The 22,056-nt window shown below is 70.7% G+C and carries 19 protein-coding genes; 3 read left to right on the forward strand and 16 right to left on the reverse strand.

Annotated elements, in window-relative coordinates:
* Positions 1-94: 94 nt before the first annotated feature.
* Positions 95-1,327 carry a DUF349 domain-containing protein gene (locus tag ACRAKF_RS08290; protein WP_447036287.1) on the forward strand — a complete coding sequence of 411 codons (1,233 nt, stop codon included), beginning with the start codon at positions 95-97 and terminating at the stop codon, positions 1,325-1,327.
* 102 nt (positions 1,328-1,429) lie between these two features.
* Here ACRAKF_RS08290 and ACRAKF_RS08295 read toward each other — a convergent pair whose 3' ends face one another.
* The 15 genes from ACRAKF_RS08295 to pgsA form a co-directional block, all read right to left on the reverse strand.
* Positions 1,430-3,970: a RelA/SpoT family protein gene (locus ACRAKF_RS08295; RefSeq protein WP_447036288.1), complete on the reverse strand. Its 2,541-nt coding sequence runs from the start codon at positions 3,968-3,970 to the stop codon at positions 1,430-1,432.
* Positions 3,971-4,313: 343 nt separating this feature from the next.
* The gene (locus ACRAKF_RS08300; protein WP_447036289.1) at positions 4,314-4,862 is read right to left on the reverse strand and encodes an adenine phosphoribosyltransferase; all 549 of its coding nucleotides are present in this window, start codon (positions 4,860-4,862) and stop codon (positions 4,314-4,316) included.
* The gene (gene secF, locus ACRAKF_RS08305; RefSeq protein WP_447036290.1) at positions 4,859-5,986 is read right to left on the reverse strand and encodes a protein translocase subunit SecF; all 1,128 of its coding nucleotides are present in this window, start codon (positions 5,984-5,986) and stop codon (positions 4,859-4,861) included. The genes ACRAKF_RS08300 and secF overlap by 4 nt, the downstream gene beginning before the upstream one ends.
* Before the next feature lies 1 nt (position 5,987).
* Positions 5,988-7,760, reverse strand: coding sequence for a protein translocase subunit SecD (gene secD, locus ACRAKF_RS08310; protein WP_447036291.1), 1,773 nt, complete (start codon positions 7,758-7,760; stop codon positions 5,988-5,990).
* A gap of 165 nt (positions 7,761-7,925) precedes the next feature.
* Positions 7,926-8,387 carry a preprotein translocase subunit YajC gene (yajC, locus tag ACRAKF_RS08315; RefSeq protein WP_447036292.1) on the reverse strand — a complete coding sequence of 154 codons (462 nt, stop codon included), beginning with the start codon at positions 8,385-8,387 and terminating at the stop codon, positions 7,926-7,928.
* A gap of 220 nt (positions 8,388-8,607) precedes the next feature.
* Entirely contained in the window at positions 8,608-9,681 is a 1,074-nt protein-coding gene (gene ruvB / locus ACRAKF_RS08320) for a Holliday junction branch migration DNA helicase RuvB (protein WP_447036293.1), read from the reverse strand.
* A 102-nt stretch (positions 9,682-9,783) separates the two neighbouring features.
* On the reverse strand, positions 9,784-10,395 hold the full coding sequence (ruvA, locus tag ACRAKF_RS08325; RefSeq protein ID WP_447036294.1) for a Holliday junction branch migration protein RuvA: 612 nt from the start codon (positions 10,393-10,395) through the stop codon (positions 9,784-9,786).
* Entirely contained in the window at positions 10,392-10,967 is a 576-nt protein-coding gene (gene ruvC / locus ACRAKF_RS08330) for a crossover junction endodeoxyribonuclease RuvC (protein WP_447036295.1), read from the reverse strand. The genes ruvA and ruvC overlap by 4 nt, the downstream gene beginning before the upstream one ends.
* A 131-nt stretch (positions 10,968-11,098) precedes the next feature.
* The gene (locus ACRAKF_RS08335) at positions 11,099-11,857 is read right to left on the reverse strand and encodes a YebC/PmpR family DNA-binding transcriptional regulator (RefSeq protein WP_447036296.1); all 759 of its coding nucleotides are present in this window, start codon (positions 11,855-11,857) and stop codon (positions 11,099-11,101) included.
* Positions 11,858-11,982: 125 nt separating this feature from the next.
* Complete coding sequence (pdxT, locus tag ACRAKF_RS08340) at positions 11,983-12,588, reverse strand: pyridoxal 5'-phosphate synthase glutaminase subunit PdxT (protein ID WP_447036297.1); 606 nt, start codon at positions 12,586-12,588, stop codon at positions 11,983-11,985.
* On the reverse strand, positions 12,588-13,502 hold the full coding sequence (gene pdxS / locus ACRAKF_RS08345; RefSeq protein WP_447036298.1) for a pyridoxal 5'-phosphate synthase lyase subunit PdxS: 915 nt from the start codon (positions 13,500-13,502) through the stop codon (positions 12,588-12,590). Before pdxS ends, pdxT begins: the two co-directional genes overlap by 1 nt.
* Before the next feature lie 145 nt (positions 13,503-13,647).
* On the reverse strand, positions 13,648-14,193 hold the full coding sequence (locus tag ACRAKF_RS08350; protein WP_447036299.1) for a hypothetical protein: 546 nt from the start codon (positions 14,191-14,193) through the stop codon (positions 13,648-13,650).
* A 165-nt stretch (positions 14,194-14,358) separates the two neighbouring features.
* A complete protein-coding gene (locus tag ACRAKF_RS08355) occupies positions 14,359-15,522 on the reverse strand; it encodes a glycosyltransferase family 4 protein (RefSeq protein WP_447036300.1) in 1,164 nt (387 codons plus the stop codon).
* Complete coding sequence (locus tag ACRAKF_RS08360) at positions 15,519-16,439, reverse strand: phosphatidylinositol mannoside acyltransferase (RefSeq protein ID WP_447036301.1); 921 nt, start codon at positions 16,437-16,439, stop codon at positions 15,519-15,521. Before ACRAKF_RS08360 ends, ACRAKF_RS08355 begins: the two co-directional genes overlap by 4 nt.
* Positions 16,436-17,104, reverse strand: a complete 669-nt coding sequence (pgsA, locus tag ACRAKF_RS08365) for a phosphatidylinositol phosphate synthase (protein ID WP_447036302.1) — start codon at positions 17,102-17,104, stop codon at positions 16,436-16,438. Before pgsA ends, ACRAKF_RS08360 begins: the two co-directional genes overlap by 4 nt.
* Positions 17,105-17,361: 257 nt before the next feature.
* Between pgsA and ACRAKF_RS08370 the strand changes: the two genes are divergently transcribed.
* Both ACRAKF_RS08370 and ACRAKF_RS08375 read left to right on the forward strand, forming a co-directional pair.
* Positions 17,362-19,578, forward strand: coding sequence for an elongation factor G-like protein EF-G2 (locus ACRAKF_RS08370; RefSeq protein ID WP_447036303.1), 2,217 nt, complete (start codon positions 17,362-17,364; stop codon positions 19,576-19,578).
* A 192-nt stretch (positions 19,579-19,770) separates the two neighbouring features.
* Positions 19,771-21,426 carry a hypothetical protein gene (locus ACRAKF_RS08375; protein ID WP_447036304.1) on the forward strand — a complete coding sequence of 552 codons (1,656 nt, stop codon included), beginning with the start codon at positions 19,771-19,773 and terminating at the stop codon, positions 21,424-21,426.
* Between the two features lie 6 nt (positions 21,427-21,432).
* On the opposite strand, the gene ACRAKF_RS08380 is transcribed toward ACRAKF_RS08375, so the two are convergent.
* Positions 21,433-21,999 carry an HIT family protein gene (locus ACRAKF_RS08380; protein WP_447036305.1) on the reverse strand — a complete coding sequence of 189 codons (567 nt, stop codon included), beginning with the start codon at positions 21,997-21,999 and terminating at the stop codon, positions 21,433-21,435.
* Positions 22,000-22,056: the final 57 nt, after the last annotated feature.

Genomic DNA, 22,056 nt, shown 5'->3' on the forward strand with positions numbered 1-22,056 from the left:
CCGCCCCGCCGGTCGCCTATGTTGGCGGTGACGAAACTGTGGACGATGCCGGGGGCCCCGAGGCCCTGCGCAGGCATCATGTGGAGGAGGCGCTGTGAGCAGCGACCCGTGGGGCCGCGTCGACGAGACGGGGACCGTGTACGTGCGTACGGCCGACGGCGGCGAGCGAGTGGTCGGTTCGTGGCAGGCAGGATCTCCTGATGAGGCCCTCGCCTATTTCGAGCGCAAGTACGACGGTCTGGTCGTCGAGATCGGACTTCTCGAGCGCCGGGTGAAGACGACCGACCTGTCGGCCAAGGACGCCATGACCGCCGTCGAGCACCTGCGCCAACAGGTCGACGAGGCGCACGCGGTGGGCGATCTGGACGCCCTGGGCAAGCGGCTCGACAAGCTGGTCGAGACCGTCGAGGCCCGCCGCGAGGAGCGCAAGGTCCAGAAGGCCAAGCAGTCCGACGAGGCGCGGCACGCCAAGGAGGCCCTGGTCGTCGAGGCCGAGGAGCTGGCCCAGAGCGAGCAGTGGCGGGCGGCCGGTGAGCGGCTGCGGGCCCTGGTGGACATCTGGAAGGGTCTGCCGCGTCTGGACCGCAAGTCGGACGACGAGCTGTGGCACCGCTTCTCGCACGCCCGCTCGGCGTTCTCCAAGCGCCGCAAGGCGCACTTCGCCTCGCTGGACGCGCAGCGCGAGGAGGCCCGCAAGGCCAAGGAGAAGCTGGTCGGCGAGGCCGAGGCGCTGTCCGGCTCGAAGGACTGGGGTCCGACGGCCGCGCGGTACCGCGACCTGATGACCGAGTGGAAGGCCGCGGGCCGCGCCCAGCGCGAGCACGAGGACGACCTGTGGAACCGCTTCCGCGGCGCCCAGGACGTCTTCTTCGCGGCACGCAGCGAGGTGTTCGCCGAGCGTGACGCCGAGCAGACGGAGAACCTGAAGCTGAAGGAGGAGCTGGCCGAGGAGGCCGAGAAGCTCGTCCCGGTGAAGGACCTGAAGTCGGCCCGCGCCGCGTTCCGCTCGATCAACGAGCGCTGGGAGGCCATCGGCCACGTCCCGCGTGACGCGCGCCCGAAGGTCGAGGCCCGTATGCACGCCGTGGAGCGGGTGCTCCAGGAGTCCGAGGAAGCCGAGTGGCGCCGCACGAACCCGGAGGCACGCGCGCGTGCCGAGGGTCTCACCGGTCAGCTCCAGGCGGCCGTGGACAAGCTGCACGGCCAGATCGAGACCGCGCGTGCCGCGGGCAACAACGCGAAGGCCGACAAGCTCCAGCGGGAGCTCGACGGCCGCCAGGCGCTGCTCGACCAGGCCCTGAAGGGCCTGCACGAGTTCGGCGGCTGAACACCCGCACCGTAGACGACGGAAGGCCCGGCAGGTGTCACCTGCCGGGCCTTCCGTCGCATGCAGCCGGTTCGGGGCGCTCGCCCGTCGCCTACAGCCGGTTCAGGGCCTTCGCGTCGACGTCACCCGGTACACGTCGTACACACCCTCGACGCCCCTGACCGCCTTGAGCACGTGCCCCAGGTGCTTGGGGTCGCCCATCTCGAAGGTGAAGCGGGACGTGGCGACGCGGTCGCGCGAGGTCTGCACCGCGGCCGACAGGATGTTCACGTGCTGGTCCGAGAGGATGCGCGTGACGTCCGAGAGGAGGCGCGAGCGGTCGAGGGCCTCGACCTGGATGGCGACCAGGAAGACCGAGGACTGGGTGGGCGCCCACTCGACCTCCAGGATCCGCTCGGGCTCCCGGGAGAGGGAGTCGACGTTCACGCAGTCGCTGCGGTGCACCGATACGCCGCTGCCGCGCGTGACGAAGCCGATGATGGGGTCGCCCGGCACCGGCGTACAGCAGCGGGCGAGCTTGACCCAGACGTCCTCGACGCCCTTGACGACGACACCGGGGTCGGCGTTGGCGCGGCGCTTGCTGCGGCTGCGCGAGGGCGGCGCGCTCTCGGCGATGTCCTCGTTGGCGGCCTCCTCGCCGCCGAGGGCCTGGACGAGCTTCTGCACGACGGACTGCGCGGTGACATGGCCCTCGCCGATCGCCGCGTACAGCGACGAGATGTCGGGGTAGCGCATCTCGTGGGCGAGCGTGACCAGGGAGTCGCCGGTCAGAATCCGCTGGATGGGCAGGTTCTGCTTGCGCATGGCGCGCGCGATGGCGTCCTTGCCCTGCTCGATCGCCTCGTCGCGGCGCTCCTTGGAGAACCATCCGCGGATCTTGTTGCGCGCCCGCGGCGACTTGACGAAGCCGAGCCAGTCGCGGGACGGGCCCGCGCCCGCCGCCTTGGAGGTGAAGACCTCCACGAGGTCGCCGTTGTCCAGGGTCGATTCGAGCGGCACGAGCCGGCCGTTGACCCGCGCCCCTATGGTGCGGTGGCCGACCTCGGTGTGGACCGCGTACGAGAAGTCGACCGGGGTGGCGCCCGCCGGGAGCGCTATGACGTCGCCCTTCGGCGTGAACACGAAGACCTCGTTGCGCGACAGGTCGAAGCGCAGCGACTCCAGGAACTCGCTGGGGTCCTCGGTCTCCTTCTGCCAGTCGAGGAGCTGGCGCAGCCACGCCATGTCGTTGAGGTGGTCGTCCTTGCCGCCGGCCTTCCTCGGCACGTCGGTGCGCACCTTGGAGGCACCCGCGGAAGGCTCCTGCTTGTACTTCCAGTGCGCGGCGATGCCGTACTCGGCGCGGCGGTGCATGTCGAACGTACGGATCTGGAGCTCGACGGGCTTGCCGTTGGGTCCGATGACCGTCGTGTGCAGCGACTGGTACATGTTGAACTTCGGCATCGCGATGTAGTCCTTGAACCGGCCGGGGACCGGGTTCCATCGCGCGTGGACGGTGCCGAGTGCGGCGTAACAGTCGCGGACCGTGTCGACAAGTACCCGAATACCCACCAGGTCGTAGATCTCCGCGAAGTCCCGGCCGCGGACGATCATCTTCTGGTAGACGCTGTAGTAGTGCTTCGGGCGGCCGGTGACGGTCGCCTTGATGCGGGCGGCGCGCAGGTCGGCCTGGACCTCGTCGGTCACTATGGCGAGGTACTCGTCGCGCTTGGGGGCGCGCTCGGCGACCAGGCGCACGATCTCGTCGTACATCTTGGGGTAGAGGATCGCGAAGGCGAGGTCCTCCAGCTCCCACTTGATGGTGTTCATGCCCAGGCGGTGCGCCAGCGGAGCGTAGATCTCCAGGGTCTCGCGGGCCTTCTTCTCCTGCTTCTCGCGCTTGAGATACCGCATCGTGCGCATGTTGTGCAGGCGGTCGGCGAGCTTGATGACCAGGACGCGGGGGTCCTTGGCCATGGCGACGACCATCTTGCGCACGGTCTCGGCCTGCGCGGCCTCGCCGAACTTGACCTTGTCCAGCTTGGTGACGCCGTCGACGAGCAGGGCCACCTGGTCGCCGAAGTCGCGCTTGAGGGTGTCCAGGCCGTACTCGGTGTCCTCGACGGTGTCGTGCAGGAGCCCCGCCATCAGCGTCGCCGGGTCCATGCCGAGCTCGGCGAGGATCGTCGTCACGGCGAGGGGGTGCGTGATGTACGGGTCGCCGCTCTTGCGCTTCTGCCCGCGGTGCCAGCGCTCGGCGACCTGGTAGGCGCGCTCGATCTGGCGCAGCGTCGACGTCTCGATCTTCGGGTCGTTGCTGCGCACTATCCGCAGCAGGGGCTCGAGGACCGGGTTGTACGGGTTCGAACGCTGCACGCCGAGGCGGGCGAGGCGGGCCCGTACGCGGTTGGAGGAGCCGGAGCGCGGGGGCTGCCCCGTGGCGGGGCGGATCGCGGGAGCCGTCGGGTGGTGGTCCGCCGGCAGCTTCGGACGGGGCTGCTCGGCCGGTTTGTCGCCCCGGGAGACCTCTCCCTGGGCGCGCTGCGCGGATGTGCCGCCCTGCCCGCCCTCCGCCTTCTTCGCGGACGCGGCGGAGTCCGCCGAGGCCTGCTGGGCCTGCTGGGCGGCCTTGGCGGCGGTGAGTGGCTGGGACTCGTCTGGCAAGAGCGCTCCCTGTGCGCGATCGGGCCCCCGGACAGGCCCCGAATACTTCATGGTATCGATCCTGGGCCTTCGGCTCGCCCTGGGCCGGTGAGACTGCGCTGTACTGGAGAAACGCGTGGGACGAGCCGTCGATTCCCGCCGTGGGCGGCCACCGCCCCCATCCGGCCCCGATCCGGGCCCGCGCCGATCCTTGCCGACCCTCGCCGACCCGCCGGGGCGCCGTCCAGGGTGAGAACCGGCCGAAGCGGCGACGGGCACGGCCGAAAACGGCGACGGGCGCCCCGACCGGTGGCCGGGACGCCCGTCTCACTGTGCCGTACGCCGTCTCGGACGGCGATCCGGCTCAGACGGTGATCAGCGCCTCCAGGGGCGCGCCGTCCAGAGCGCCCGCGAGCTTCTGGCGCCCGTCGAGGAAACCGAGCTCCATGAGCACGGCGACCCCGGCCACCTCCGCGCCGGAGCGCCGGATCAGGTCCAGCGAGGCGGCGGCGGTGCCACCGGTGGCGAGGACGTCGTCGATGACCACGACACGGTCACCCGCGGCCAGGTCCTCGGCGTGCACCTCGATCTCGGCGCTGCCGTACTCAAGGTCATAGCTCTGCTTGAGCGTCGCCCCGGGGAGCTTGCCCGCCTTGCGTACGGGGATGAAGCCGAGCCCGGCGCGGAGCGCGACGGGGGCGCCGAGGATGAAGCCGCGGGCCTCCAGGCCGACGATCTTCGTGGCGCCGTGCCGCACGCTGAAATCGGCGAGCGCCTCGGTGAGCGCCGCGAACGCCGCCGGGTCGGCGAGCAGCGGGGTGATGTCCTTGAACATCACGCCCGGCACCGGGTAGTCCGGGACGTCACGGATGCGGCTGAGCAGCAGCCCCGTGACGTCCGTCAGCTCGGTCATCGGCGCTTCCCCGAAGAACGGCCCTTGCCGCGGCCGCGCGACGCGGGCTGGCTGCGGGGACCGACGACCGCCGGGGCGGCGTCGTCCTCGTAACCGTCGTCCTGCGGCTCGTCGTCGCCCGCTGACTCCGGTGCGTCCTCCGGCTCGCCCTTGGCCGCGGCTGCCGCGCGCTTGGCGAACACCCGCTTCTTGAGGGCCTTCATCTGCGGCTCGAGCTCCTTGAGGTCGGCGACGAGCGGCGTGGCGATGAAGATCGAGGAGTACGCACCGGCCGCGAGGCCGACGAACAGCGAGAGCGAGATGTCGTTGAGCATGCCCGCGCCCAGGGCACCGCCACCGATGAAGAGCAGACCGCCGACCGGGAGGAGCGCGACGACCGTGGTGTTGATGGAGCGCACCAGGGTGCCGTTGATACTGCGGTTGGCGACCTCGCCGTAGGTGAAGCGGGTCTGCTTGGTGATGTCCTTCGACTGCTCCTTCAGGCTGTCGAAGACCACCACCGTGTCGTAGAGCGAGTAACCGAGAATGGTCAGCAGACCGATCACCGTGCCCGGCGTGACCTCGAAGCCGACCAGTGCGTACACACCCACGGTGATGGTGATGTCGTGGATGAGCGCGACGAGTGCTGCCAGGGCCATGCGCCACTCGAAGGCGATGGCCAGATAGATCACCACCAGGACCATGAAGATCGCGAGGCCCTGCCAGGCCTTGTTGGCGATCTGCTCGCCCCAGCTCGGGCCGACCAGGTCGGCGTTGATGTCGCCGGCCTTGACGCCGAGGTCCTCGGCGAGCGCCTTCTTGATCTGGTCGGACTTTTCGATGTCCACGCCGGCGATCTGGATGCGCATGGCGTCGTCGCCCAGCTTCTGGACGATCGCGTCATGCCCGGAGGCCTTCTCCGCGGACTCCTCCGCCTTCGCGACCGAGGCGCTCGTCTTCGGGGTGTTGAAGACGGCACCGCCCTCGAACTCGATGCCCATGTTCAGGCCGCGCACCGCAAGGCCGACGATGGCCGTGATGGTGATCAGGATCGAGACGGCGTACCAGATCTTGCGCTTGCCGACGAAGTCGTAGCCGACCTCGCCGCGGTAGAGCCTGGCGCCGAGATTACCGAGCTTCGACACCTCAGGCCTCCTTCGGGTCGACGGAGCCAGCGGAGGAACCGGGGGCACGGCGGACCCGGCGGATCGGGGGTTTGATCCCGAGCCGCTTCGGGTCGAAGCCGGACCACTTGTGACCGCCCGCGAAGAACTTCTTGCGTGCCATGAGCGTCATCAGCGGCTTGGTGAAGAAGAAGACCACGACGACGTCGAGGAGCGTGGTCAGGCCGAGCGTGAACGCGAAGCCCTGCACCTTGCCGACCGTCACCACGAAGAGCACGGCGGCGGCGAGGAACGACACGAAGTCGGAGACCAGGATGGTGCGCCGGGCGCGCGGCCAGCCGCGCTCGACGGCGGGGCGCAGCGTGCGGCCCTCGCGGACCTCGTCACGTACGCGTTCGAAGAACACGATGAACGAGTCCGCCGTGATGCCGATCGCGACGATGGCTCCGCAGACCGCGGGGAGGTTCAGCGCGAACTTGATGGTCGGGCCGAGCAAGGTCATGATCGTGTACGTCAGCGCCGCGGAGACCAGAAGGCTCGCGATGGCGATGAGCGCCAGGCCGCGGTAGTAGCACACCAGGTAGATGACGACCAGCGCGAGGCCGATGGCGCCCGCGATGAGGCCCGCCTGGAGCTGCTCACTGCCGAGGGCCGGGCTGACCGTGGTGACGCTCTGCTCGTGGAAGGTGAGCGGCAGGGCGCCGTACGACAGGACGTTGGCGAGGTCCTTGGCGGACTGCTGCGTGAAGCTGCCGGAGATCTCGGCGTTCTTGCTCAGGGTCGTGTTGACGCTGGGGGCCGAGACGACGTCGCCGTCGAGGACGATCGCGAACTGGTTCTGCGGGGGCTGCTGCTGCGAGAGCTTGCTCGTGACGTCCGAGAACTTCTTCGCGCCGCCCTTCGTGAACTCCATGTTGACGATCCAGGCACCGGTGTCCTGCCTGATGGTGGCCTCGGCCTCGTCGACGTCCTTGCCGTTGACCTCGGCCGGGGCAAGGATGAACTTGTCCCACGTCTTGCCGTCGGCGCTCTTGCCGCAGGCGACGGTGGGGTCGGAGGGCTTGACGCCGCGGCCGGCCTCGGCGCGGGCCGTCTTGTCCGTGCAGTCCAGCTTGGTGAACTGCTCCTGGAGCTTGGCCGTGGCCGGGTCGGGAGCCGGCGTCTCGTCCTTCTTCGTGCCCTCCTCGCCGTCCTTGGGCTTGTCCGAGGCGGAGGGCGTCGGGTCGGCCTTCAGGGCGTCGGTCAGGGCGCGGCCCTGCGGCGACGCGGAGGAGTCCGGGGAGTTCGCCCCCTCCGTCGCCTTGTCGGTGGCCTTGTCCGTCGCCTTGTCGGTGGCCTTGTCCTTGTCCTTCTCCTTCTCCGTGGCGGACGGGTCGGGAGTCGGGGCGCCTGCGGCCTGCGTGATCACCGGACGGAAGAAGAGCTGAGCGGTCGTGCCGACCTGCTCGCGCGCCTGCTTCTCGTTCGTCCCCTTGGGGATGTTGACGATGATGTTGCGATCACCCTGGGTCTGAACCTCGGCCTCGGAGACACCCAGGCCGTTGACACGGTTGTTGATGATGTCAACCGCGGTGTTCATGTTCGTCGGGTTGATCGCGTTCTTCTGACCCGGCTCGTTCTTCGCCTCGAGCGTGATGCTCGTGCCACCCGCGAGGTCGATGCCCAGACGCGGCGTGGTGTGCCCGGAAAGGAACATTCCCCCGGTCAGCGCCACGAGGGCGATCAGAATGAAGGCCAGTGCGCGACCCGGCTTGCCCGGAGCGCTCTGCCTTCGGCCCTTCTTCGGTGCTGCCACCTTCTCGTTCTCCCTGTCCAACCGCCCGGCGTCCGGTCCGGCCCCTACGGTTGCGGGGAGGACCCGGGCGGGCGGCCATGAAGTGGTGTCGAGACCCGGCGCGAGATGCACGGAGTCCGGAGCCCGTGGCGCGCGAGCGGCGCGCCCCGCGAACCCCGGTCGTGACTACTTCGCGTCGGACTCGCCGTCGGTCTTCTTCGGCTCCGCGTCGTCGGCCTCGGGGGCAGCGTCCTTCTTGCCGAGGTCGATGCGCGAGTCGTCGGAGGCGGCGGCGGGCTCGTCGGTCTCGGTCAGCGAGGAGGCGTCGTCGGGAACGACGGGGGTGTCCTCCTTCAGGTCGTCCTCGGTGCCGTGCACGATGCGGTTGTACTCGTCGTCGGAGAGGACCGCGCCGATCGAGTTCTTGGCGTAAACCGCGTGGACACCGGGGGCCACCTCAAGGAGGACGGCGTCGTCGTGAACCTCCTTGACGGTGGCGTACATGCCACCGATCGTGCGGATGCCGGTGCCGGGCTGCATGTCGTTACGCATCGACGCGGCGGCCTGCTGCTTCTTCTTCGCCGACCGGGTCATCAGGAACATGGCCCCGATGAGCACGATGAACGGGAGGAGGGTCACGATATTCACGGGACGGAATTTCCTTCGCACGACCGCGCGGGTAAAAGCGGCCTACTGGATGGGGGTGGGCACGCCGCCCGCAAGGGCGGCATCGGCGGAGTCTAAGCGAGTCCGCGCCTTACGAACAACGCTCAGCATGGCACCGGGGTTCCTGACCCCGCGACTATCCGCGCCGTTCCGTCGAGGTTGCACCACCGTGAGGCCCCCGGGCCGCCCCCGGGCCGCCCCGTCACGCCCCGAACAGATCCTGTTGTCCCTTTCCGTCCGCTCGGCGCGGGGGGACCAGACCCAGGTGCGCCCACGCCGCGGGGGTGGCGACACGACCGCGGGGCGTGCGGGCGAGCAGCCCCTCGCGCACCAGGAAGGGCTCGGCCACCTCCTCGACCGTCTCCCGCTCCTCCCCCACGGCGACCGCGAGCGTCGACAGGCCGACCGGGCCGCCGCTGAACAGCTTGAGCAGGGCTTCGAGGACGGCCCTGTCGAGGCGGTCGAGGCCCCGCTCGTCGACTTCGTAGACGGCGAGGGCGGCGCCCGCGATGTCCCTGTTGATCGAGCCGTCGGCCTTGACCTGGGCGTAGTCCCGCACGCGGCGCAGCAAACGGTTGGCGATACGGGGCGTGCCCCGGGAGCGGCCCGCGATCTCGGCGGCGCCCTCCGCGTCGATCTCCACGTCGAGCAGCGCCGCGGAGCGGTGGACCACGCGCTCCAGCTCCGCGGGTTCGTAGAACTCCATGTGGGCGGTGAAGCCGAAGCGGTCGCGCAGCGGCGGCGGCAGCAGTCCCGCGCGCGTGGTGGCGCCGACCAGCGTGAAGGGCGGCAGTTCCAGCGGGATGGCGGTGGCGCCGGGGCCCTTGCCGACGATGACGTCGACGCGGAAGTCCTCCATCGCCATGTACAGCATCTCCTCGGCGGGCCGCGACATCCGGTGGATCTCGTCGAGGAAGAAGACCTCGCCCTCCTGGAGGGAGGACAGGATCGCCGCGAGGTCGCCCGCGTGCTGGATGGCGGGGCCGCTCGTGATGCGGATCGGGGCGCCCATCTCGGCCGCGATAATCATCGACAGGGTCGTCTTGCCGAGGCCGGGGGCGCCCGAGAGCAGGACGTGGTCGGCGGTGGCGCCACGGGCGCGGGCCGCGCGCAGGACGAGGTCGAGCTGCTCGCGGACCTTCTCCTGGCCGATGAACTCGCCGAGGTCCTTGGGGCGCAGGGCGGCCTCGACGGCCTGGTCCTCGCCGTCGGCGGACGCACCGACCAGCCGCTCGGCCGCATCGGCAGCGTCGTCGGTCGTGTCGTCCCAGTTCATGCGGTGTGCCTCGCGATGCGGTTCAGAGGTGCGGTCGGGGGTTGCCGTACGGGGAGGGCCCGCGGGTGCGGTTCACTGTCCGGCCGGACGGTGACGGTCCGGCTAACGGGTGCGGTTCAGGGTCTGGAGCGCCGCCTTGAGGAGCTGGCCCACCTGCGGTGTGCCTCCGGCCGCCTCGGCCTGCGGGGTCACGGCGGCAACGGCTTCGTCGGCCTCGCGCGTGGCGTACCCCAGGCCGATCAGGGCGGCGTGGAGCTGGTCCTGCCAGCCCGCGGTGACGGCGGTGCCGATGGCGGGGCCGCCGGTGCCGAGGGGCTCACCGAGGCGGTCCTTGTACTCGAGGAGCAGCTTCTGGGCACCCTTCTTGCCGATGCCCGGCACGGCGGTCAGGGCCTTCTCGTCGCCGGTGGAGACGGCGCGGCGCAGGGCGTCGGGGCTGTGCACGGCGAGCATGGCCTGGGCCAGGCGGGGTCCGACGCCGCTCGCGGTCTGCAGCAGTTCGAAGGTCTGGCGCTCGTCGTCGTCCGTGAAGCCGTACAACGTCAGGGAGTCCTCCCGCACCACCAGCGAGGTGGCGAGCTTGGCCTGCTGGCCGACCCGGAGCGTGGAGAGGGTGTTCGGCGCGCACTGGACGGCCATGCCCACGCCGCCGACCTCGATGACCGCGGTGTCGGGTGCGAGCGCGGCCACGGGGCCGCTGACGAAGGCGATCATGAGATACGGCCTTTCTGTGCTGTGGCGGTCTTCGCCGCGTGCAGGGCCGCTGCCTGCTGGAAGCGGTTCTGGGCGACCGCCTGCTGGAGGCGGTTCTGCGCGGGGGCGCGCCAGATGTGGCAGATGGCCAGCGCGAGGGCGTCGGCGGCGTCGGCGGGCTTGGGCGGCGCGTCGAGCCGGAGCAGGCGGGTGACCATCGCGCCGACCTGCGCCTTGTCGGCACGGCCGCTGCCGGTGACGGCGGCCTTGACCTCGCTGGGGGTGTGCAGGGCGACGGTGATGCCGCGGCGGGAGGCGCAGAGCATGGCGACCGCGCTGGCCTGGGCGGTGCCCATGACCGTGCGGACATTGTGCTGGCTGAAGACCCGCTCCACGGCGACGACTTCCGGCTCGTGCTCGTCCAGCCACTGCTCGATGCCGCGCTCGATGGCGACCAGGCGCAGGCCCAGCTCCGCGTCGGCCGGGGTCCGCACGACACCGACGCCGCGCATCGTGAGCGGCCGTCCTGCGACTCCGTCGACGACGCCGACGCCACACCGGGTCAGTCCGGGGTCCACCCCCAGTACGCGCATGCGCGCCCCTCCCCCTCTTCGCGGCGGCGATCTTTGACCTCGTGCCAGGCTATCCGCCGGCACCGACAACAGCGGCGGGCCGGTGGACGTGTGTCCCACCCGACCCGCCGAAACCGCTCATCGCGGCAGCGTTATGCGTCGACCTTGGCCATGACCTCGTCGGACACGTCGAAGTTGGCGAATACGTTCTGCACGTCGTCGCTGTCCTCCAGGGCGTCGATGAGCTTGAAGATCTTCCGCGCGCCCTCTTCGTCGAGCTCGACCTGCATGGTCGGGACGAAGTTGGCGTCGGCCGAGTCGTACTCGATGCCGGCGTCCTGGAGCGCGGTGCGGACCGCGACCATGTCGGTGGCCTCGCTGAGGACCTCGAAGGTGTCGCCGAGGTCGTTGACCTCTTCGGCGCCCGCGTCGAGGACCGCGCCGAGGACGTCGTCCTCGGACAGCTCGCCCTCCCCCTTGGGGACGATCACGACGCCCTTGCGGTTGAACAGGTACGAGACGGAGCCCGGGTCGGCCATCGAGCCGCCGTTGCGCGTCATGGCGACGCGGACGTCGGACGCGGCGCGGTTGCGGTTGTCGGTGAGGCACTCGATGAGCACCGCGACGCCGTTCGGTCCGTAGCCCTCGTACATGATCGTCTCGTAGTCGGCGCCACCGGCTTCGAGACCGGCGCCGCGCTTGACCGCGGAGTCGATGTTCTTGTTCGGGACCGAGCTCTTCTTGGCCTTCTGGATGGCGTCGAAGAGGGTCGGGTTACCCGAGATGTCGGCGCCGCCCGTGCGGGCCGCCACCTCGATGTTCTTGATCATCTTCGCGAAGAGTTTGCCGCGCTTGGCGTCGATCACGGCCTTCTTGTGCTTCGTCGTAGCCCATTTAGAGTGGCCGGACATCTGCCTGTCTCCTTCGCGTTACCCAACAACCAGTACGAACTTACCCAGACCTTAGAGCCTGTGTCATAGCCCCCGCGGGGGTTATGACACAGGCTCTGAGCCCCGGGGGGTAGTCCCCCGAGATCCTACAAGGCTCCCGCGCGCGGGTTGCCCCGCGCCATCTCGACGAACAGGGCGTGGATCCGGTGGTCGCCGGTCAGCTCGGGGTGGAACGAGGTGGCGAGCGCGTTGCCCTGCCGCACGGCGACGATGTGGCCCTCGTGCTCGGCGAGCACCTCGACCCGGGCGCCGACCGACTCCACCCAGGGCGCCCGGATGAAGACACCCTCGACGGGGTCCCCCTCGACGCCCTTGACCGCGACGGCGGCCTCGAACGACTCGTTCTGCCGCCCGAAGGCGTTGCGCCGCACGATCATGTCGATGCCGCCCACCGTCTCCTGGCCCGAGCGCGGGTCGAGGATCTTGTCGGCGAGCATGATCATGCCGGCGCAGCTTCCGTAGACCGGCATGCCGTCGCGCACGCGGGCGCGCAGGGGTTCCAGCAGGCCGAAGAGGGCGGCCAGCTTGGAGATGGTGGTGGACTCGCCGCCGGGGATGACCAGGCCGTCGACCTCGGCGAGCTCCTCGGGGCGCCGCACCGGCCTGCCCACGGCGTCCGCCGAGGCCAGGGCGATGAGGTGCTCCCGTACGTCCCCCTGGAGGGCGAGGACGCCCACGACGGGAGTGGTCATCACCAGCCCCGGTTCGCGTAGCGCTCGTTCTCGGGCAGGGTGTCGCAGTTGATGCCGACCATGGCCTCGCCGAGGTTGCGGGAGGCGTCCGCGATGACCTTCGGGTCGTCGTAGAAGGTGGTGGCCTTCACGATGGCGGCGGCGCGCGCGGCCGGGTCGCCGGACTTGAAGATGCCGGAGCCGACGAAGACGCCCTCGGCGCCGAGCTGGCGCATCAGCGCGGCGTCGGCGGGGGTGGCGACACCGCCGGCGGAGAACAGGACGACCGGCAGCTTGCCGAGCTCGGCGGTCTCCTTGACCAGCTCGTAAGGGGCGCGGAGGTCCTTGGCCGCGGCGTACAGCTCGTTGTTGTCGAAGCCGCGCAGCCGGGCTATCTCGTTCTTGATCTGGCGCAGGTGGCGGACGGCCTCGACGACGTTGCCGGTGCCGGCCTCGCCCTTGGAGCGGATCATGGCCGCGCCCTCGGCGATGCGGCGCAGGGCCTCGCCGAGGTTGGTGGCGCCGCAGACGAACGGGGTCGTGAAGGCGAACTTGTCGCTGTGGTTGACCTCGTCGGCCGGGGTGAGGACCTCGGACTCGTCGATGTAGTCCACGCCGAGCGACTGGAGGACCTGGGCCTCGACGAAGTGGCCGATGCGGGACTTGGCCATGACCGGGATCGAGACGGCCTCGATGATCTCTTCGATCATGTTGGGGTCGGACATCCGGGCCACGCCGCCGTCCTTGCGGATGTCGGCGGGCACCCGCTCCAGCGCCATGACGGCCACGGCACCGGCGTCCTCGGCGATCTTCGCCTGCTCGGCGTTGACGACGTCCATGATGACGCCGCCCTTGAGCTGCTCGGCCATGCCGCGCTTCACGCGCGCGGTGCCGGTCTCGGGCGACGGGTTGCTGCTGGAGGGGGTGCTGGACACGGAGTGACCTCACTCGAGGGAGACGGCTGCTACGTCTACGAGGAAACTCCCGGCGACCAGGCCACAGCAAGGGCCAATGGGTGACCGGTGGCTCATTTTCCACCGCCCTCCTGGTCGGTCCGCCGCTACGTGCCTGGTCAGGCCCCTATGTGGTGGCCCGGTCGGCCAGCGCCACCGGAGGCTCGTCGTCCATCTCGAACGCCAGCGGGAAGGGCGCGTGCCCCGCGAGGCGGAACCAGCGGACCGCGCGGTGTTCGCGCAGGGCGCGGGCCGCGCGTACGGAGTCGTTGTGGAAGCGGCGGGCCATCGGCACCCTGCGCACGGCCGCTGCCAGCTCGGTGGCCGCCTCGTCCCCGCCGGGGGCCGCGCGCACCGCCTCGACCTGCTGGGCCTCACCGAAGATGGCCCGCAGCGCCTGGCTGAGTTCGCTCTCGGCGACCTCGCGCTGCTCCTCCTCGGCCTGACGTGCCGCGTGCGCCGCCTCGTAGAGCACGATCGAGGCGGCGGGATCGAGCACCCCGGAGGTCGCGAGCTCCTGGGCGACCGAGGCGCGGCGCAGCAGTTGGGCGTCGAGGGCGGCGCGGGCCGCGTCGATGCGGGCGTGCAGCCGGTCGAGCCGGCCGGCGGTCCAGCTCAGGTACAGGCCGATCGCGAACAGTGCGGCGGCGATCCAGATCAGTGTGGAGGTCACGGGCCGCAAGGCTACCGCCGGTGGGCGGGTGTCCCGTCTGGCCGCCCTGCCTTCGGCCCGTGGCCGCCCTCGTGGGCACCGTCACGGGGGCTCCGCCCCCGAGCCCCCGGTCCTCAAACGCCGGACGGGCTGTCCTGACCAGGGCCGGTTCCGTGATGCGGCCGGCTAGTTCCGCTGCGCGAGGCCGAATCGTGCCCGCAGCCCCACGCGTTCGTCCTCCGCCACGGAGGCCGCACCGTCCGTCACCGTCTCGTAGACCGCGAGGATGTCCGCGCCCACCGTCGACCAGTCGAAGCGGCGTACGTGGGCGCTGCCGCGGTCGTGGAGGCCCTTGCGGCGTGCCGGGTCGGACAGGAGGCGGATCGCCGACTTGGCCAGGGAGTCGGCGTCCTCGTTGATGAAGAGGTCGCCGGCCCCGCCCTTGTCGAGGACCTGGGCGAAGGCGTCCAGGTCGCTGGCGAGCACGGGCGCGCCCGCGGACATCGCCTCGACCAGGATGATCCCGAAGCTCTCGCCGCCGGTGTTCGGCGCCACGTACAGGTCGACGCTGCGCAGCAGCCGCGCCTTGTCCTCGTCGCTGATCATGCCGAGGAACTCCACCCGGGAGCGCAGCTCGGCGGGGAGCGAGGCCACCGCCTCTTCCTCGTCGCCGCGGCCCGCGACGAGCAGACGGGCGTTCGGCCGCTCGGCGAAGATCTGCGGGAGCGCCTTCATGAGGACGGGAAGGCCCTTGCGGGGCTCGTCGATGCGGCCGATGAAGCCGATGGTCTCGCCCTGCCACTCCGGCTTCGGCGCGGCATCGGCGAAGAAACCGACGTCGACGCCGTTGGGGATGACGACCGCGTCGCCGCCCAGGTGTTCCACGAGGGTGCGGCGCGCGTACTCGCTCACGGCGATGCGCGCGCTGATCTTCTCCAGGGCGGGCTGGAGGATGGGATACGCGGCGATCATGGCCCGGGAGCGCGGGTTGGACGTGTGGAAGGTGCCGACGATCGGTCCTTGCGCCGCCCAGCACGCGAGCAGGCCGAGCGAGGGCGAGGCGGGCTCGTGGATGTGGATGACGTCGAAGGTCCCGTCGTGCAGCCAGCGGCGGACCCGCGCGGCGGACAGGAAGCCGAAGTTGAGCCGCGCGACCGAGCCGTTGTACGGCACGGGAACGGCTCGTCCAGCCGACACGACGTACGGCGGGAGCGGGGTCTCGTCATCGGCCGGGGCGAGGACGGACACCTCGTGCCCCAGGCGGATGAGGTGCTCCGCCAGATCGCGGATGTGGAACTGGACGCCGCCCGGCACGTCCCACGAGTACGGGCAGACGATGCCGATCCTCACGACGCCTCCCCCGCCGGGGCCTGCTCGGGGCGGGGTTCCAGGTCGGCGAGCCACAGTCGCTGCAGCATGTGCCAATCCTCCGGGTGGTCGGCGATACCGATGGCGAAGGCGTCTGCCACCGCCTGTGTCATGGCAGACGTCTTCTCTGCCTTCGTACCTGTCTCGGGCACGTCGACCGGGGGGTGGATGCGGCCCTTCATGACGGGCGTCCCGTCATACCAGAGGGTGACCGGCAGGAGCACTGCCCCGGTCTGCTGGGCCAGCATGGCGGGCCCCGCGGGCATCCGGGCGGTGTCCCCGAAGAACTTCACCTCGACGCCGGAGGCGGACAGATCGCGGTCGGCCACGAGGCAGACGAGGCCGCCGGCGCGCAGCCGCCGGGCGAGGGTGCCGAAGGCGGAGCCGCCGGTGTGCGGCAGGACCTCCATGCCGAGGCTCTCGCGGTAGGCGACGAAGCGGTCGTAGAGCGTCTCGGGCTTCAGGCGCTCGGCGACGGTCGTGAAGGGCGTCTCCAGCTTGGCGGTGACCCAGGCGCCCGCGAGGTCCCAGTTGCCCAGGTGCGGCAGGGCGACGATGACGCCCTTGCCCGCGGCGAGGCCGTCGGTGAGGTGGTGCAGGCCCGTCGGATCGAAGCCGTTCCTGACGCGGTCCCTGCTCCAGGACGGCAGCCGGAAGGACTCCATCCAGTACCGCAGATAGGAGCGCATGCCCGCTCTGGAGAGCTGGGCGAGCCGCTCGGGGGTGGCGTCGGGCACCACGCGCGCGAGGTTGGACTCCAGGCGCAGCACGCCCTTGCCGCGGCGCTTCCAGGCCACGTCGGCGATGATGCGGCCGAGCCGCACGGCGGCCGGCTCGGGGAGCTTCTTGACGGTGCTCCAGCCGGCTCCGTAGAGCCCGTCCGTCAGTCGGTCCTTCACTGCGCGGCCTCACTCTCCTGCGCGCTGCCCCCGGCGGCGTCCGCCTCCGCGGACTCCCTGCGGACCGTGACGACCCGCTGGACGAGGGTGACCATACTGCCGACGGCGACGATCCACAGGGCGATGGGCAGCAGGATCTGGATGCCGGGGACGCCGAACGTGTGCAGTCCCGCGAGGCCCGCGGCGACCAGCGAGATCACCAGCCGTTCGGCGCGCTCCACCAGGCCGTTCACGGCTACGGGCAGGCCGATCGCCTCGCCGCGCGCCTTCGTGTACGAGACCACCTGGCCGCTGGCGAGGCAGAAGATCGAGACGGCGCAGAGGATGTTGTCGTCGCCGGAACCGGCGTACCAGAGGGCGAGCCCGCCGAAGATGGCGCTGTCCGCCACGCGGTCGAGCGTGGAGTCGAGGAAGGCGCCCCAGCGGCTCGAGCGGCCGAGCTGGCGGGCCATGTTGCCGTCGACGAGGTCACTGAAGACGAACAGGGTGATGACGACCGTGCCCCAGAAGAACTCACCACGGGGGAAGAAGACCAGCGCTCCCGCCACCACACCGGCCGTGCCGATGAAGGTGACCGCGTCGGGGCTGACCCCACGGCGGATGAGAAACGCGGCGAACGGTGTGAGAACACGCGTGAAGAATGCACGCGCGTACTTGTTCAGCATGGCCTTCCCGAGGGGTCGGTGCGCCGCGTGGCCCCGTTGGCCACCGACTGGCCCATCGTAGTCACGCCCTTCACCGACCGGCTCGCCCCCTCACCATCGCGTACGACGTATGGACGCAGAGTGACCCGAGTGGAAAGCTCGAAAGCGACACGGGCGCCGTCGGAGCCGCCCAGCACCCGGCCCCGCGCGCCCGCGAGCAGCCAGCATCCCCGAGGGGGCTGAGCCTCCTCACCGTGCACGTAACCGGGAGGCAAGGCATGGGCGACAAGGCGAACGCACACCCCGGAGCCGCCGGCAGGGCAGTATCGGCCGACCACCCCGCGTCCGTACGGAATGTGGTGCTGGTCGGCCACAGCGGTTCGGGCAAGACGACTCTGGTGGAGGCCCTCGCGCTGACCGCGGGGGCGGTGAACCGGGCGGGCCGCGTCGAGGACGGCGGCACCGTTTCCGACTACGACGAGATCGAGCACCGGCAGCAGCGCTCGGTCCAGCTTTCCCTGGTACCCGTCGAATGGGACGGCTTCAAGATCAACCTACTGGACACCCCGGGATACGCCGATTTCGTCGGGGAGTTGCGGGCCGGTCTGCGTGCGGCGGACGCGGCCCTCTTCGTCGTCTCGGCGGCGGAGGGCGCCGAGGGCATCACCGGCGCGACCCGCATGGTGTGGGAGGAGTGCGCGGCGGTCGGCATACCGCGCGCCATCGTGGTGACGCATCTGGAGTCGGCCCGCGCGGACTTCGCCGGGATGACGCGGACGTGCGCCGAGGCGTTCGGCGCCGACGACCCGGACGCCGTACTGCCGCTGTACCTGCCGCTCCACGGCGAGCAGGGCCCGGACGGGCACGCCCCCGTGACCGGCCTGGTCGGGCTGCTCTCGCAGCGGGTGTTCGACTACGCGTCGGGCGAACGCAAGGAGTCCGAGCCGGGCGACGACCAGCTCCCGCTGATCGAGGAGGCACGGAGCGAGCTCATCGAGGGGATCATCGCCGAGAGCGAGGACGAGTCCCTCCTGGACCGCTATCTCGGCGGCGAGGACATCGACTACAAGTCCCTCGTGGACGACCTGGAGCGGGCCGTGGCCCGCGGCGTCTTCCACCCCGTGCTCGCGGCCGCGCCCGCGGCGGACGGCGCCCGCCAGGGCATCGGCACCGTCGAGCTCCTGGAACTGATCACCGGCGGCTTCCCCACGCCGCTCGAACACCCCGCGCCCGTCGTGACCACGCCGAGCGGCGCGCCCCGCCCGGCGCTGACCTGCGACCCCGCGGGCCCGCTGGCCGCCGAGGTGGTCAAGACGGCGTCCGACCCCTACGTAGGACGCGTCTCACTCGTACGGGTCTTCTCCGGCACCCTGCGGCCCGACGAGACCGTGCATGTCTGCGGGCACGGCCTGACCGACGTCGGCCATGAACCGCGCGCGCTGCACGAGGCCGACGAACGGATCGGCGCGCTCTCCGCGCCGTTCGGCAAGCAGCAGCGCACCCTCACGCGGTGCGTCGCCGGCGACCTGGCGTGCGTGGCGAAGCTGCACCGCGCGGAGACCGGCGACACCCTGTCGGCCAAGGACGACCCGCTCCTCATGGAGGCCTGGGACATGCCCGACCCGCTGCTGCCGCTCGCCATCCAGGCGCACAGCAAGGCGGACGAGGACAAGCTCAGCCAGGGCCTTTCGCGACTCGTCGCCGAGGACCCGACGATGCGGCTCGAACACAACCAGGACACCCACCAGGTGGTCCTGTGGTGCCTGGGCGAGGCCCATGCCGACGTCGCCCTGGAGCGCCTGCGCAGCCGTTACGGCGTGCAGGTCGACGTGGTGCCGCACAAGGTCACCCTGCGGGAGACGTTCGCGGGGAGGTCCGGGGGCCGCGGGCGCCATGTGAAGCAGTCCGGCGGGCACGGCCAGTACGCGATCTGCGAGATCGAGGTGGAGCCGCTGCCGGGCGGCAGCGGCATCGAGTTCGTCGACAAGGTCGTCGGCGGCGCGGTGCCGCGGCAGTTCATACCGTCCGTCGAGAAGGGCGTGCGCGCGCAGGCGGCGAGGGGCGTCGCCGCCGGGTACGCGCTGATCGACGTACGCGTGACGCTCCTCGACGGCAAGGCGCACTCGGTGGACTCCTCCGACGCCGCCTTCCAGACGGCGGGCGCGCTCGCGCTGCGCGAGGCGGCGGCCGGGGCCCGCATCCACCTGCTCGAACCCGTCGCCGAGGTGCGCGTGCTCGTCGGCGACGACCACGTCGGCGCGGTGATGAGCGACCTGTCGGGGCGCCGCGGCCGCGTCGTCGGCACCGAGCAGGCGCCGGGCGGCCGCACACTGGTGCGCGCGGAGGTGCCCGAGATCGAGATCGGCCGGTACGCGGTGGACCTGCGCTCCCTGTCCCAGGGCACCGCACGCTTCAGCCGTACGTACGCGCGCCACGAGCCGATGCCCCCGCAGCTCTCGGAGAAGATCCGCGAACGGGCGGAGGCAACCGCGTAGTCGAGCGGTGGACGAGTGCCGTCCGCCGCGCCCCTCGTGCGCGGGCGGCACCCCGGTGCCCACTGCCGGATGTCGGTGCTCCCCGATACGCTGATGACCTGATCAACAGATGCGCCGGACGTCAACAGGTGTGCCGGACAGGGAAGTCGGGAAGAGCCGCAGCAGCGAAGGCGTCGCGGCAAGGGGGCGGCAGTGGCGGACGATGGATTCGACTTCAGGCCGGGGGCCCAGGTCCCGCTCTCGGGTGCCGCGGGCCAGACGGCGGCGACGCACGCCCTGGCCTCGGCCGCGTATCGCGACAGCGACGTGACCGAGATCCTCAAGGCGAACAACGAGTGGCACAAGTCCGAGGTGAAGCCCGGCATATGGTCACTGTTCAAACCGAGCCTCGGTGAGGCGTTCGCGCGGACCGTGCAGGTGCGGATGCTGGGCGGCGGCCGCAAGCCGCTCATCCAGTCCTTCGGCACCGAGCCGCAGGTGGTCGTCGAGCACTGCCTCGCGGCCAACCGCATCCGCAAGGAGCGCGACAGCTGGCTCACGGCCGTGATGGTCCTGTGCGGTGTGCTCTTCCTGCCGGGCCTCGTCGTCTGGCTCGCGGTCTTCACCATCCGGCGCCAGGTCGCCAAGAGCGAGAACAAACGGACGAGCGCGCTCGCCACGGCCGTCCTCGTCGCGGTGGGTGTGCTGGCCGTCCTCGCCCTGATCAAGCTGCCGTTCGGCGGCTTCTGGGCGTGGTATCTGCGGGCGTCGATCGTGCTGCCCGTGGTGGGCTGGTTCTGGGCCAAGCAGATCGCCGAGCGCACGGCCAAGGACATGCGCGAGCGCTGGTCCGCCCTGCTCTCGGGCGGCGGCATCGGCGCCAAGATCCCCGAGGCGGTGCCCGGCAGCCCCGGCGAGACGGCCGCCGAGCGGCTGCGCCAGAACCTGGCGCGGCTCTCCGCCGAGCAGCAGAGCAACTCCGTCTTCTACGCCGGGCCCAAGGGCATATTGGGCATGGGCACGCGCTGGGGGAGCTGGCAGCTCGCCGAGGAGCTGGTGCCCGCCGAGGACGGCAAGGAGATCCACCCCTTCCGCAGCTGGGACGTCATACGCGCGGTGCACGACCAGCTCCGCCTCCTGGAGCGCGGGCCCCTGCACACCGGCGGCTTCACCAAGCCCCAGACGAACCACTGGATCGTCTCCCCCATCGGGGAGAACGCCAAGGCGGTGGCCCGCCCCACCGGCACGGACGTGGAGGCCTTCCAGATACGCGGTCACGAGGTACAGCGGATCTGCAACGAACAGCAGTTCGGCAGCGGCGAGCGGCACTACCTGGGCGTGCAGTTCACGCTCTGGGACGGCCAGCTGGTCATCACGATGCTCATCACCGTGACCGTGCTGCACGAGACGCTGCGCATCGAGGTCACCGGGCACGCGCTCGGTCCCGTGCACTCGCTGTTCACCAGCAAGCCCGCCCCGAAGACCAAGACGGTCGCCAAGCCCATCAAGTTCTGGGAGACCGTGGACCGCAGTCTGCCCCTGGTCGACGCCGACGAGGTGGTGCGACTCGCCGTCCGCGCCCCGTTCACCTGGTATCCGCCGCTCCTGGACCACCTCGGCGGCAAGCTGGTCCTGCCCGAGCCGTTCGGCCTGCGGCACGCCTGGGCCGACAAGCCGTGGCGGCACCGCTTCATGGCCGACGACGCGCTGCGCGCCGCCACCCCCGTGCTGCGCGTGGTGCACTCGGCGGCGATCAAGGTCCTGGCGGAGAACGGCGTGAACACCGAGAAGTTCGGTGCCCGCTCCGGCTTCCTCAGCGGGGCGATCCAGGACCCGATGCCGAAGAAGGCGGACGTCTACGACGCGTGAGCCGGGTCAGGCGGCCTGGACCGGCCAGGCGTCGGCGAGCATCTCGCGGGTGTCGGCGAGGAGCTGCGGCAGCACCTTCGTGTGCCCCACGACGGGCATGAAGTTGGTGTCGCCGCCCCAGCGCGGTACGACGTGCTGGTGCAGGTGGGCGGCGATGCCGGCGCCCGCCACCGCTCCCTGGTTCATGCCGATGTTGAAGCCGTGCGCGCCCGACGCGGTGCGCAGGGCCGTCATCGCCTGCTTGGTCAGCTCACCGAGCTCGGCCGTCTCGGGCGCGGTCAGACCGGTGTAGTCGGCGACGTGCCGGTAGGGCACGACCATGAGGTGGCCGCCGTTGTACGGGTAGAGGTTGAGCACCGCGTAGACGTGCTCGCCCCGCGCGATCACCAGGCCGTCCTCGTCGGACTTGGCCGGGATGGAGCAGAAGGGGCAGCCGTCGTCGGCCCCCGGACCCGTCGGCTTGTTCTCGCCCTGGATGTACGCCATCCGGTGGGGCGTCCACAGGCGCTGGAACGCGTCCTGCGTCCCCACTCCGATCTGCTGCTCCGGCTCACTCGTCATGAGGTGCAGCATATGACTTCACCCGTACGGAACGCGTCGGCGGGGCGGAACCGCACGCCCGTACGAGGA

Source organism: Streptomyces sp. DSM 118878, assembly GCF_052936595.1.

Bases quoted from the DNA above. Each gene is read 5' to 3' on its own strand.
- ACRAKF_RS08370 (WP_447036303.1), top strand. From the start codon at position 17,362: ATGGGCGACAAGGCGAACGCACACCCCGGAGCCGCCGGCAGGGCAGTA.
- pdxT (WP_447036297.1), bottom strand. From the start codon at position 12,588: ATGACCACTCCCGTCGTGGGCGTCCTCGCCCTCCAGGGGGACGTACGG.
- ruvB (WP_447036293.1), bottom strand. From the start codon at position 9,681: ATGAACTGGGACGACACGACCGACGACGCTGCCGATGCGGCCGAGCGG.
- ACRAKF_RS08300 (WP_447036289.1), bottom strand. From the start codon at position 4,862: ATGACCGAGCTGACGGACGTCACGGGGCTGCTGCTCAGCCGCATCCGT.
- ruvA (WP_447036294.1), bottom strand. From the start codon at position 10,395: ATGATCGCCTTCGTCAGCGGCCCCGTGGCCGCGCTCGCACCCGACACC.
- ACRAKF_RS08335 (WP_447036296.1), bottom strand. From the start codon at position 11,857: ATGTCCGGCCACTCTAAATGGGCTACGACGAAGCACAAGAAGGCCGTG.
- pgsA (WP_447036302.1), bottom strand. From the start codon at position 17,104: ATGCTGAACAAGTACGCGCGTGCATTCTTCACGCGTGTTCTCACACCG.
- ruvC (WP_447036295.1), bottom strand. From the start codon at position 10,967: ATGCGCGTACTGGGGGTGGACCCCGGACTGACCCGGTGTGGCGTCGGC.
- ACRAKF_RS08380 (WP_447036305.1), bottom strand. From the start codon at position 21,999: ATGCTGCACCTCATGACGAGTGAGCCGGAGCAGCAGATCGGAGTGGGG.